Here is an 11,113-nt window from a genome sequence, read left to right on the forward strand (position 1 = left end):
CTAATTTTTATGATGACCCTGAGAAACCAGGCGCTCTGTATCATAACCTTTTTTTGCACAGCGTGCTATGATCTTTTCCAGCAGGTCCTTGTCCAGTTCCGGCTTTCGTGCCATGATACAAAGGTGCTTTTGTTTAGGATGTCCAATCACAACGTAGGAGTAATCATCGGCCAGTTCGATGACCCAGTAGTCGACCCTAAACGGCCATATATACTGTGCCTTAAACTCTGCATTTCCAGTACCGCGAATTACAAACAGTTTTGACCTGACGAACTTTTGCTGATCCTGGCCCTGTATTTTATAATTAGTAAAAACAGCATAAAAACCATCGGGATGGATTACATAGGTCTCTGTAGTCTGACGCCAGTGTTTATCCATGAAAGTCGGTATAGAATATAATGAATACCATTTACCAGCGTAAGACATAATATCAACTTTTTTTACCGGTTTGTTATCCATGACAGTCTTCAGCTTTTTGCGTTAAGCAAATGTAAATTCTTTATTATAAAAACCCCCAACATACAATAAAGTTTTCAAAAGCATTTTTTAAAACGCAAAAATCTCTAACTTAGGCAGGCAGAGATTCAATTTAATTACCTAGCCAAAAATAGCCCGTTCGATAAAAAATCGCCAGGTTTATTGCAGATTTTAGTAACCCTTAAAAGAATTAACACTATGAAGATTACGGTTGTAGGTGCAGGTGCTGTTGGCGCTACATGTGCAGATAATATCGCCAGAAAAGAGCTGGCACAAGAGCTAATTTTGCTGGACATCAAAGAAGGTTTTGCTGAAGGCAAATCTATAGACATGATGCAAACCGCAGCCTTACTGGGCTTTGATACTAAAATAAAAGGAGTAACCAACGACTACGCCAGTACAGCAGGATCCGAAGTAGTGGTCATCACTTCAGGCCTTCCGCGCAAGCCGGGCATGACCCGCGAAGAACTCATCGGCACAAATGCCAATATCGTAAAAGGAGTTACAGAAAATATCCTGAAGTACTCACCAGATACAATCATTATAGTGGTTTCAAACCCTATGGACACCATGAACTACCTGACCCTGAAAACATCAGGTCTTCCAAAAAACCGCATCATCGGTATGGGCGGTGCGCTGGATTCAGCAAGGTTCAAATATTACCTGAGTCAGGAACTGGACTGCTCACCCGGCGATCTGAATGCAGTTGTTATCGGCGGACACGGCGACACTACTATGATCCCACTGATCAACCACGCCACCTGGAACAGTATTCCCGTTACCCAGTTTCTCAGCAAAGAGCAGCAGGATAAAATCGTGAAAGCTACTATGGTAGGCGGAGCCACATTGACCGGACTGATCGGCACTTCAGCATGGTACGCTCCCGGAGCCGGCACCGCTGCGATGGTCGAAAGCATTGTTCGTGACGAAAAGAAACTGATCTCCTCAGGAGTATACCTGGACGGTGAATACGGACAAAGCGACATCTCCCTGGTTGTGCCAATTATCATTGGCAAGAACGGAGTAGAAAAGATCCTTGACTTCAAACTAAGTGATGAAGAACAGACCACATTCAATAAAAGTGCAGACGCAGTGCGCAGTATGAATAACGTACTTACAGAAATGAAGCTAATTTAATGTGGCCGATCACAGTTCCAATAATCTTAGTGAACTTACAAGACGACGGTTTCCACCTGCTGGTGGAAATCGTTGCTTTTGGACAAAAGTCATTTGCCGTGGTTGACACAGGCGCATCAAGGTCCGTATTTGATGAAACCTGGCTCAGAGATCGCCTGCCTGAACTCATTCCTAGTGACGAGGTTCTTGCCACCACATTGTTTACTACCTCCAGCAGCCTGCAGGCAGTTATCCCGAAACTAGAAATCGGGCGGCTGGTCCTTAACGATTATGAAACAGTCTCCCTTGACCTGGAAGGCGTAAACGAGGCTTATGAAAGTTTCGGCCACCCGCCTGTCATCGGCATCATCGGCAGCGACCTGCTGCTAAAATACAACGCAGTCATCAATTATAAAAAACTTAAACTCTACTTGTACAGAAGGTAAAACATTTCGAAAAGTTAATGGTTGTGCTAATATGGAAGCAATAATCTCATCTCTGCTTGAATTGCTTGACGAACTTTATATTGGTTCAGCAGGCAAGCATGCCTGGGTGATCGACATGAAACCAGGACATGGTTTTACCAAAACGATCGAACAGATCGATGCCCTTCAGGCCTCCGCGCCAACCGTTGAAGGCGGATCAACAATCGCGGCACACACCGAACACCTTAGATGGAGTATACGTGTGGCGCTGGAATTCTTCGATGGAAAAATGCCTTCGCCCGACTGGTCCGAAAGCTGGAAAATCCATAAAGTAAACGATGACGAGTGGCGGAAATTGCAACAAGACCTGCTTAGCGCCTATAAAGACCTCAGAGCAGCAATTGCCGAAAGAAAAGACTGGTCAAATGAACAGTTCAGACAAGGTACCCTGGCGTTAATCCCACATGCGGCATACCATTTAGGCGCTATTAAACAATTGATCATAGCAACGCGTTAAACCATTATTCATTATCCCCCCTCTTTAAGCCTCCGCTCCACCATTTCACTAAATTGCCGGGCCAGGCCGGGATCAAACATCGCCAGCTCTTTCCAGGAACTGCTCCCGTACACTCCCGCCTTAGTATAATCAAAGGGTTCAAAGCCAACACTCCTTATTGCCTTTTTGTTCCTGATCGTAAAGTCGGCGGCAGGGAGATCGGCAAACATAGGGTCTGCCACCAATGAATTTTTCTCCTTATCCATCTTCATATCCGGATTCCGGCTGTCCCAATAAATATTGCTATCTAAAACTGCATTTACCTTAGCCCAGTTATTCTCCCCGAGTTTTCCACTGTTGAAATAAACAATGTTATTCATAAATGAAAAAGAGCGGTGCTCCTCCACCCGTGTAGCCTGCAGCTGCGCTTTGATCTGCGTGGCGAAAATATTATTGCGAATCATATTGTCCTTGCCATAATGCTGATGAAAACCGGAACTTTTGCAGTTATAGACCAGATTGTTTTCTTCCAGTATGCCCGTAGAGCCCTCATCAGTATACAGGCCCCAGCCCCCATATCCGTAAGAATAAATATCATGGATCGTATTGTTGCTCACTACCGTACCCTCGGAGGGTCCCAATGTATACACTCCGCCCATATCACTCAGCTCGCCCCAGCCCAAATGATGGATATGGTTGAAAATAATCTTATTGCGTTTAGCCGGACTATTACCATATCCCCATACCCAGCCTACCGAGATACCCGTATACCGGAAATCTGCAATTTCATTATGAGAAACGGTATTGTCGCCCGACTGAAAGATAAGCACCCCTACCCCCGTAGGGATCACATGCCCGCCCGAGCGGATGATGTTGTTGTCAATCGTGATGCCACCAGTGGCACTTTTTTCGTCGGCCGGGGCCTTCATCTCCCCGATCTTGATGCCACCTATACCCAAGTCATAAATATAGCACCTTTCCATCTTAATATCCCTGCATCCCGCCCTGAACCACACTGCGTTATTAGACACATGAGCAATCCGGCAATCTTTGAATGAAATGCTGGCGGCATAGTCCAGCATCAAAGCCGCTTCTGTAGATGCAGCAGCCTGGCTGGGCTCTTCTCCTGATGCCGGCATAATATGATTGGTATACACAAAAGAAAGATCCTGGAACCGGATATGTTCCACTTTCTTCTGGTCGGTACCACTAATGACTAAAATCTGCTGAATGACCGGCACCAGGGCAATACTGTTCTCTATATTCTCACCGTCTCTTGGTACATAAAACAGAATCCCCTCCCGGTCTTTAAAAAATTCACCACCCTCATCCAAAAAATCCCTTTCTCCTTCAAAAAAGAACTGTGCGCTGTTGTCCAGCTTATTCCATGGCTGCATCGGCCTGCCGCCAATGTAAACAGCAGATTCGAAAAAAGAGACCCTGCGAACATGCTTTTTAGTCCTGTCCCATGCATGGTTTACAGAAATGACCAGATCCTCCAAAGGCTTGTTTACCGGCAATACACTCAACTGTTCGGCGGTCAGTGTTATCTTTTGAACCGCAGACCTCTTACTGGCATCCACATCAATTTCAGAAACGCTTTTTACCTTAAAATTAGTACCTTCATTGGGCGTCCTGGCCCTTACCGCTCTTTTACCATTCACGAAAAGCTGCTGAATATCACCACCATACTTACTTATATCACCCAATTCAACTTTCCATAAATGATCTGATACTTTTTGGAATATGGGAAGGCGGACAGCACCGGTAAAAACACATTTCGAGCCCTTTTTGCCACGGACGATTAATGGTGCAGCAGCCGTACCGGAATCCTCGGCGGTAAATTCAAGAGGGGCTGTCAGGTAATAAATTCCGGGTGCAACAATGATTTCGGCAGGTTCGGCAAGCGGCTGCTTTTTACGCAGCTGGCTGATATAGGCCTTCGCAGCATTTAAACTGGCAAAAGGAGCTTTTGAGGTCCCTGGGTTATTGTCCTTGCCGTCAGGCGAGACATACACAGTAAGTGAAAAAGCACTGACGCTATGCATCAATGAGATCAGCACAATTAGCGTCGACCTCATCGAGCTCAGACAGAGAGACCTATATTTGTTCATTACCTGCGTTTTAGAACTTTAGTTAAATTTATAAATCTTATACCCAAGTCTAAGTAACAACACTATTACCAAACACAGTATTGATTTATTTTCCGGCCACAATCTTATACAGTGCACCCTTGCCGCTCTCCATCAGCACAGAAAGGATGTACAGTTCGCCAGCCTGATCTTCGCCAAAACTATAAATCTGCCAGCTTCCCGGATCACGGGAAATGGAAAGCTTTTCTTTACTCCAGAGTTCCTTTTTGACATCAGTCAAAGCCCAGACCGGCCCCATCAGATCCCCGAATATATATTTCCCGTACAACGAAGGAATCTGTTTTCCCCTGTATACGTAACCCCCGGTCACGCTGATGCCTTCCTGCCTGCCGTAATCAATGATTGGGTTGATCCAGTTCTTTGGATCCGGATCACCAGGTGTTTTAACATGAGTGCCCTCCCTCAGCCTCCAGCCATAATTGCCACCTTTAGTTACCAGGTCTATTTCTTCCCAGTTTTTCTGCCCGACATCCCCGGCAAATAGCCTCCCGTCAACCTTGTCAAAACTGATGCGCCATGGATTTCTGAAACCATAAGCAAAGATCTCAGGCCGTGTGTTTTCCTTCCCGACAAAAGGATTATCAGCAGGAATTCCGTAAGGCGGCTTATCAATATCGATCCGCAAAATTTTACCAAATACGACATTAAGATTCTGTCCGTTCCCAAACTCTCCATGAAGATCATTATAGGCCCCGCCATCACCAATACCGATATATAAAAAGCCGTCAGGCCCAAACTTGATGTCACCGCCATTGTGGTTAGATTCCGGCTCATCATAAGACATTACCTCCCGCGCAGTTGTCTTGTCGGCCAGATTGGGGTCCGTTTTGGACACACTATACTCACGGATCACACTTCGGTGGTCCAATCCTGGTTTCCTGGCCACACGTTTACTGAAAAAAACATAAAATTTGCCGTTTTTCGCAAACAGCGGATGAAACGCAAAACCGAGCAGGCCCATTTCATCGCCACTGTTCATCATCAGCACATCCTCCGTAATGTCCAGAAAGGGCCGTTCAAGGAGCACACCTTTACTGATGATCCTGATCTTGCCTTTTTGCTCAGAAACAAACAGCCTTCCTGACCTGTCCTTTGGTTCGGCAAAAGCAGTAGGGTAAGCGAGCTGATCAGAAATCAACCTGACGTCAATTTTAATAGCCGGAGCGCTGTTCTGACCGTAAGACAGGGCAAAAGAAAAAATAACCAGCAAAGCAGAAAAAACAACTTTCTTATTCATGTCATCAATTTACTATTTAATTGACAACATGAATAAAAAATCTACAATCATTTCAACCCCGCATCCTGCCCGCTTTTGTCCGGGATCGGCCATAGCTGTTCAGAACCGTACACCAGGTGATTCAAAAAATCGCTCTGATCATCTAAAAACAGACATTTCCGAGTGGCATGCCGCTTGTATAATTCCAGCAGTTTTAGTTTAGTTTAGTTAGAGTAAGGAAAGCCAGGCACATCGGATGATGTGCCTGTTTTTTATAATGACGCATCCTTTCTCTTTATTTGTTTTAAAGCGATCGTTTATATAACCAAAGAACCGTTCCACGGTCAGGGATTGGGAAGTCCATCTTACAGGAATTTAAGAAGGTCCCATACGCTATAGGGTGCCGGCCGCCAGGTGCAACATAAACAACCAGAGATCCAAAGCTACGTTGCTTAAAGCAGGCCTTAACATTTGCGGGTACAGACTGAAAGGAAAGGTAAAAAACGCTATATTTAAGCGCTTAATCTATGGACCATGAAAAAATTAACAGCCATTGTCTGCCTGCTCCTCTTTTTATTTACAGGATGTAATACCGATTGCATTGAAGATTCCGGACACCATATAGAAAAGAATACCGTCGTCAAACCTTTTGATAAGATCAGTGTGACAGGTTCGGTCATATTGATCCTTAGACAGGACAGCAGCTATGCAGTCAGGATAGCGACAGATTCTAACTTAATGAAATATGTGAAGGTTGATGTGAGCGGCTCCGAGCTCAATATTAAAGCAAAAGAAGAAGCGTATTGCGGCAAAGATTCCATTGTTGTGGAAGCCGGAATAGGTGCACTGAAAGAATTAAAAGGAGACGGGACCGTAAAGGTATCGGGTAGAGAGCGCATTTATGCAGGTGATCTGAAACTGAGCATGGCCGGTTCATCCGAAGTAACCATGGACCTGTCAGCCGGAAACCTGAGCACTAACTTAGATGGAACCGGAACGCTTAAACTGACCGGACAGACGGGCTCGCATACACTTATGGTCACAGGCATCGCAGAAGTAGAAGCTTTCGACTTCATTTCAGGTCTTTATAAAATTGACATCACCGGAACTGCAAAGGCCAACATCAATGTCCTTAATGAACTGAATATCAACACCGAAGGATCAAGCGAGATCAGTTATAAGGGCAATCCGGCGAAGGTGAATGAAAAGAAATCCGGCGCGGCCGTACTGAAAAAAGTAAACTAGATATTTGTCTCATTCACCCCCTGAAATTGTCGTTCTTAAGGCGGACTGTGGTCTGATTTACCTGGTAACTTTACCATTGTAAAGAACGCAAAAAAATACAGCTATGAGAAAAATAATATTACTGATGCACGTTTCCCTCGATGGATTTGTTGCAGGCCCTAACGGAGAAATGGACTGGATCCGCATCAACGACGAAATGTTTGAGGCTGTAGGCGGATTGACTGCTGATGCCGATGCCGCACTTTACGGCAGGGTAACTTACCAGATGATGGATGCTTATTGGCCAACGGCTGCCGATAAGCCAAATGCGTCAAAGCACGATATTGAACACGGGCAATGGTACAATAAAGTGGAAAAAATTGTCGTGTCGAACTCGATGAAGGATACAAGCCGGGCAAACACACGTTTCATTGGCGGAGATATTGTGGCAGAAATTGAAGAGATCAAACAACAGCCCGGCGGGACTATTCTAATGATTGGCAGCCCATCTGCCTATCACGGGCTGGCAGCAGGCAATCTGGTGGATGAATACTGGCTGTTTGTAAATCCTGTACTGCTCGGCACCGGAATTCTTTTGTTCAAAAACATCCAGAGTAAAGTCGGGCTGAAACTTAGTGAGACAAAAGCATTTTCTCCCGGAGTAATCGGTCTTCATTATGAAAAGGAATGACCCCCACAGGACATGAAAACAGCTAAACCAGGGAACATTGACGCATGCTTAAATGGCTGAGCAAATCTCGGTAAAGAGACTCAAAGCCATCTTAGGCGGTTCGATAGGCAATCTCGTCGAATGGTACGACTGGTACGCCTATTCTGCGTTTGCGATCTACTTTTCGGCATCTTTTTTTCCAAAGGGCAACCCTACTGTGCAACTGCTCAATACCGCGGGCATATTCGCTTTAGGGTTTTTAATGCGTCCTTTAGGCGGTTATATTTTTGGCCGGGTCGCTGACCGTTCCGGACGTAAACAATCGATGACCCTTTCTGTGCTGCTAATGTCTTTAGGTTCCCTGGTCATCGCCCTGACTCCAACTTACCATGCCATCGGTATCGTTGCTCCTATTCTGCTGCTTAGTGCCAGACTACTGCAAGGATTGAGCGTTGGCGGCGAATACGGTGTTTCAGCAACTTATCTAAGCGAAATGGCCACCAAAAACCGCCGCGGTTTTTATTCCAGCTTTCAGTATGTAACCTTAATAGGCGGCCAGCTGCTGGCACTTGGCATTCAACTGATCCTGCAAAGGCTGCTGCTTTCCGAAGCCCAGTTACTGGAATGGGGATGGCGTATTCCCTTTGTTTTTGGTGCAATACTTTCTATAGTGGCGCTATACCTGAGAAATAACCTGGAAGAAACACAGGCGTTTAAAAGTCAAAAAGAACATCAGTCTGTCAGAAAAGGAACAATAAAAGAATTGCTAAAGCATCCTAAAGCTGTAATTAAGGTAATAGGGCTTACCTTAGGCGGCACACTTGCATTTTATACCTATACCACTTACATGCAAAAGTTTCTGGTCAACACGGTCCATCTTACTAAAGAACAGTCTACTTTGATGTCGTTTGTTACCCTGCTGATCTTTGCGGCGCTCCAGCCCTTATTTGGTGCCTTGTCCGATAAGATCGGCCGCAAGCCTTTACTGATCGGCTTCGGCATACTGGGCACAGTGTGTACCGTGCCCTTGCTGACAACTTTAAGCCATACCACCTCACAATGGCAGGCATTCTTTCTCTTATTGGCTGCGCTGATCATTGTCAGCGGTTATACCAGTATCAACGCGATAGTAAAAGCTGAGTTGTTTCCGGCACAGATAAGGGCACTGGGTGTCGGCCTGCCATACGCCCTGACCGTAGCTATTTTTGGAGGTACTGCTGAATATATCGCGTTATGGATGAAAGACTGGCATCACGAATCTTACTATTATTGGTACATCACCATTTGCATCTTCATTTCCTTAACGGTTTATGTAACGATGAAAGATACAAAAGACAATTCCAGCCTCAATCAGGATAGCGATCATAAGTACAACTGATGCGGGTACCTGTCTTCAAAGGCTTTAAATCCTGGCTGACGGTCTCTGATTTTAGCGCTTTCTTTTCTAAATATACCGCCAAATGCGCTCAGGTCAAACACGATCATGATCCAGGCAAACAGTTGAAGCCCCATTACCGCACCGATAAATACGTGCATCAGCACGATCCCCACAAGTATAACCATCCGGATTTTGCCCCATTTGACCCAGATCAGTAGAGGAAACAGGGTTTCCGCAAACAGTGTTCCCCAGGTCAGTGCGGCACATACTACCGGATTACTGGCTACAGATTTTATCATCGGCGTAAACCAGGTATAAAACTGCGGTTGATTGATGGCACTCCATATCGCAGTCCCGTTCATCCATTCCTGGCCACCCAGTTTTGAATAACCTGCCACAAAATATACAATGCACAAATGAACCTGCAATATCCTTACGTAAAAGCGATAAGTTTCTGGTAAGATCTCCTCGTCTTCCTGTTTGCTGATATAGCGGTCTACTGAAAATACTTTCTGTACAGGGAAGATCAAAGTATAGAACAATAGGGAAAATAAAAAGCCGTCAAAACCAAATGTCAGCAGGTTATACCCGTTAAAGACAATCATATGTATGAAAAGACATATCCCTGCATTTATCTTTGTTTTAAAACCAATGAGCAGCATCACTGCAGAAATCCCAAACAATGTATATAGTACATTCAGGAAAAGGTGTTCGTTCTGGATACCCAGGAAAACGACTACGTCCGGCAACGAAACTGAATAGGTAACTTTCAGGGGTTCAGACAAAAAAGCCTGAATAATACCTTTCTGACTGTACAACAGATCAGTATAGCTGAACTCTACAGCTATTTTTGAGAGTATGGTAATGGCCACTCCAACACGAAGGATGGCAAACTCTAAGTGTTTGTTTAACGCTAAAGTCTTCATTTTTTTCTTATTTAAGCGTATACGTACCATTGTATATTTCCCGGAACTGGCTTTCTTTTTTGAGTGTCCTGTATTCTGCCATACTTTGAGGAACATATTCGCCTACCGATATAAACGCGGGCCCCGAACCGGGGTACTTGGCAAACAGGTAAGATGCGACTATTCTTGACATGAGCTCGTACGCTTTTTGGTTTCTGAAAGTGTGGATTACTGCTGAAAAACGACAGTCAAAAAGGTTGTCGCCAGTTCCGAAAGCATCTTGTTTCAGTACATTTCCGTTTGTCATGGTATAAGTCTTTATTACTGTCTGATTGCCTACATTGGGAGAAAAGAAACTATAACCAAAGCCTCCGCCTGTCCAGGAAGAATACCTGAACAGGACACCTTCGAGTGTTTTATTGCTGATCCTGACCAGCCCGGAGCCTAGTACAACGACCAGCAGATGCCAGATCAGAAAACCCTTTATCAGCTTGGTTTTTACCTGATTTTTTATATTTGAGCTCATGGTTCCTTTTTATGGGTTAAAAAAATGCGGACGGAAATTTCCCGCCCGCACCATAGGCAGATGATTAGATTTAAAGTGCCCGTCCGCGAAGCGCGCTTGCTTTTACCGACTTGAATGATTGCTTAGTCAGGCTGCTGTTGAGCTTTGAGATGATGGAGTTTTGGAGATCTTTACCAGTGGTAATGACTTTCACAGCAAGGATCACATCAGAAGCTGCAACTCCTCCGGCACCAACGGCCACAGAAGAACCGCCAGTCTTGCCGATCGCTGACAATGGTGCTGCACCATAGTTAACAGTCAGGCGATAAGTCGCAGGGTCAGCTCCCTTGAGGGATTCTACAATTTTGTCTACCTCAGCCTGTGAACTGGTATTGATGATCAGACCTTTTGCAGTGTTCTGCGCTTTTGAGGCAGTGGTACCAAACAGTAAAAACAGAGCGGCACACATAGGGATAAATAGATTTTTCATTTTTTTGTTTTTTAGGTAAATGATTTAAAGTTTATTAGTGGTCTAGACTTATTACATT

The 11,113-nt window shown here is 44.9% G+C and carries 12 protein-coding genes; 6 read left to right on the top strand and 6 right to left on the bottom strand.

Annotated features, from left to right (window positions below):
* Entirely contained in the window at positions 1-459 is a 459-nt protein-coding gene (locus tag QEP08_RS13205) for a lipocalin family protein (RefSeq protein WP_285058666.1), read from the bottom strand.
* Between the two features lie 216 nt (positions 460-675).
* On the opposite strand from QEP08_RS13205, the gene mdh reads away from it, so the two are divergent.
* Genes mdh through QEP08_RS13220 form a run of 3 tightly spaced genes read left to right on the top strand, consistent with a single transcriptional unit; the run spans position 676 to position 2,535 of the window.
* Positions 676-1,614 (top strand): malate dehydrogenase, encoded by a 939-nt coding sequence (gene mdh / locus QEP08_RS13210; RefSeq protein WP_285058667.1) that lies wholly within the window; start codon positions 676-678, stop codon positions 1,612-1,614.
* A gap of 29 nt (positions 1,615-1,643) precedes the next feature.
* Positions 1,644-2,039, top strand: coding sequence for an aspartyl protease family protein (locus QEP08_RS13215; protein WP_285058669.1), 396 nt, complete (start codon positions 1,644-1,646; stop codon positions 2,037-2,039).
* A gap of 31 nt (positions 2,040-2,070) precedes the next feature.
* Positions 2,071-2,535 (top strand): DinB family protein, encoded by a 465-nt coding sequence (locus tag QEP08_RS13220; RefSeq protein ID WP_285058671.1) that lies wholly within the window; start codon positions 2,071-2,073, stop codon positions 2,533-2,535.
* Positions 2,536-2,546: 11 nt separating this feature from the next.
* Here QEP08_RS13220 and QEP08_RS13225 read toward each other — a convergent pair whose 3' ends face one another.
* Complete coding sequence (locus QEP08_RS13225; protein ID WP_285058672.1) at positions 2,547-4,628, bottom strand: right-handed parallel beta-helix repeat-containing protein; 2,082 nt, start codon at positions 4,626-4,628, stop codon at positions 2,547-2,549.
* 85 nt (positions 4,629-4,713) lie between these two features.
* Positions 4,714-5,904: a PQQ-dependent sugar dehydrogenase gene (locus QEP08_RS13230; protein WP_285058673.1), complete on the bottom strand. Its 1,191-nt coding sequence runs from the start codon at positions 5,902-5,904 to the stop codon at positions 4,714-4,716.
* 513 nt (positions 5,905-6,417) lie between these two features.
* On the opposite strand from QEP08_RS13230, the gene QEP08_RS13235 reads away from it, so the two are divergent.
* From QEP08_RS13235 to QEP08_RS13245, 3 genes are all read left to right on the top strand, one after another.
* Positions 6,418-7,128, top strand: coding sequence for a head GIN domain-containing protein (locus QEP08_RS13235; protein ID WP_285058675.1), 711 nt, complete (start codon positions 6,418-6,420; stop codon positions 7,126-7,128).
* Positions 7,129-7,231: 103 nt separating this feature from the next.
* Positions 7,232-7,798, top strand: a complete 567-nt coding sequence (locus tag QEP08_RS13240; protein ID WP_285058677.1) for a dihydrofolate reductase family protein — start codon at positions 7,232-7,234, stop codon at positions 7,796-7,798.
* A 52-nt stretch (positions 7,799-7,850) separates the two neighbouring features.
* Positions 7,851-9,155 carry an MFS transporter gene (locus QEP08_RS13245; RefSeq protein ID WP_285058678.1) on the top strand — a complete coding sequence of 435 codons (1,305 nt, stop codon included), beginning with the start codon at positions 7,851-7,853 and terminating at the stop codon, positions 9,153-9,155.
* Here QEP08_RS13245 and QEP08_RS13250 read toward each other — a convergent pair.
* The 3 genes from QEP08_RS13250 to QEP08_RS13260 form a co-directional block, all read right to left on the bottom strand.
* Positions 9,140-10,081: an HTTM domain-containing protein gene (locus QEP08_RS13250; RefSeq protein ID WP_285058679.1), complete on the bottom strand. Its 942-nt coding sequence runs from the start codon at positions 10,079-10,081 to the stop codon at positions 9,140-9,142. The genes QEP08_RS13245 and QEP08_RS13250 overlap by 16 nt on opposite strands.
* Positions 10,082-10,088: 7 nt before the next feature.
* Positions 10,089-10,586: a hypothetical protein gene (locus QEP08_RS13255; protein WP_285058681.1), complete on the bottom strand. Its 498-nt coding sequence runs from the start codon at positions 10,584-10,586 to the stop codon at positions 10,089-10,091.
* 70 nt (positions 10,587-10,656) lie between these two features.
* Complete coding sequence (locus QEP08_RS13260) at positions 10,657-11,055, bottom strand: hypothetical protein (protein ID WP_285058682.1); 399 nt, start codon at positions 11,053-11,055, stop codon at positions 10,657-10,659.
* Positions 11,056-11,113: the final 58 nt, after the last annotated feature.

The organism is Pedobacter ginsengisoli (assembly GCF_030244015.1).
GTDB classification, from domain to species: domain Bacteria; phylum Bacteroidota; class Bacteroidia; order Sphingobacteriales; family Sphingobacteriaceae; genus Pedobacter; species Pedobacter ginsengisoli.

Excerpts from the sequence above, each read along its gene's own strand:
- QEP08_RS13245 (WP_285058678.1), top strand. The coding sequence starts at position 7,851 with ATGGCTGAGCAAATCTCGGTAAAGAGACTCAAAGCCATCTTAGGCGGT.
- mdh (WP_285058667.1), top strand. The coding sequence starts at position 676 with ATGAAGATTACGGTTGTAGGTGCAGGTGCTGTTGGCGCTACATGTGCA.
- QEP08_RS13235 (WP_285058675.1), top strand. The coding sequence starts at position 6,418 with ATGAAAAAATTAACAGCCATTGTCTGCCTGCTCCTCTTTTTATTTACA.
- QEP08_RS13225 (WP_285058672.1), bottom strand. The coding sequence starts at position 4,628 with ATGAACAAATATAGGTCTCTCTGTCTGAGCTCGATGAGGTCGACGCTA.
- QEP08_RS13250 (WP_285058679.1), bottom strand. The coding sequence starts at position 10,081 with ATGAAGACTTTAGCGTTAAACAAACACTTAGAGTTTGCCATCCTTCGT.
- QEP08_RS13260 (WP_285058682.1), bottom strand. The coding sequence starts at position 11,055 with ATGAAAAATCTATTTATCCCTATGTGTGCCGCTCTGTTTTTACTGTTT.
- QEP08_RS13255 (WP_285058681.1), bottom strand. The coding sequence starts at position 10,586 with ATGAGCTCAAATATAAAAAATCAGGTAAAAACCAAGCTGATAAAGGGT.
- QEP08_RS13230 (WP_285058673.1), bottom strand. The coding sequence starts at position 5,904 with ATGAATAAGAAAGTTGTTTTTTCTGCTTTGCTGGTTATTTTTTCTTTT.
- QEP08_RS13220 (WP_285058671.1), top strand. The coding sequence starts at position 2,071 with ATGGAAGCAATAATCTCATCTCTGCTTGAATTGCTTGACGAACTTTAT.
- QEP08_RS13240 (WP_285058677.1), top strand. The coding sequence starts at position 7,232 with ATGAGAAAAATAATATTACTGATGCACGTTTCCCTCGATGGATTTGTT.
- QEP08_RS13205 (WP_285058666.1), bottom strand. The coding sequence starts at position 459 with ATGGATAACAAACCGGTAAAAAAAGTTGATATTATGTCTTACGCTGGT.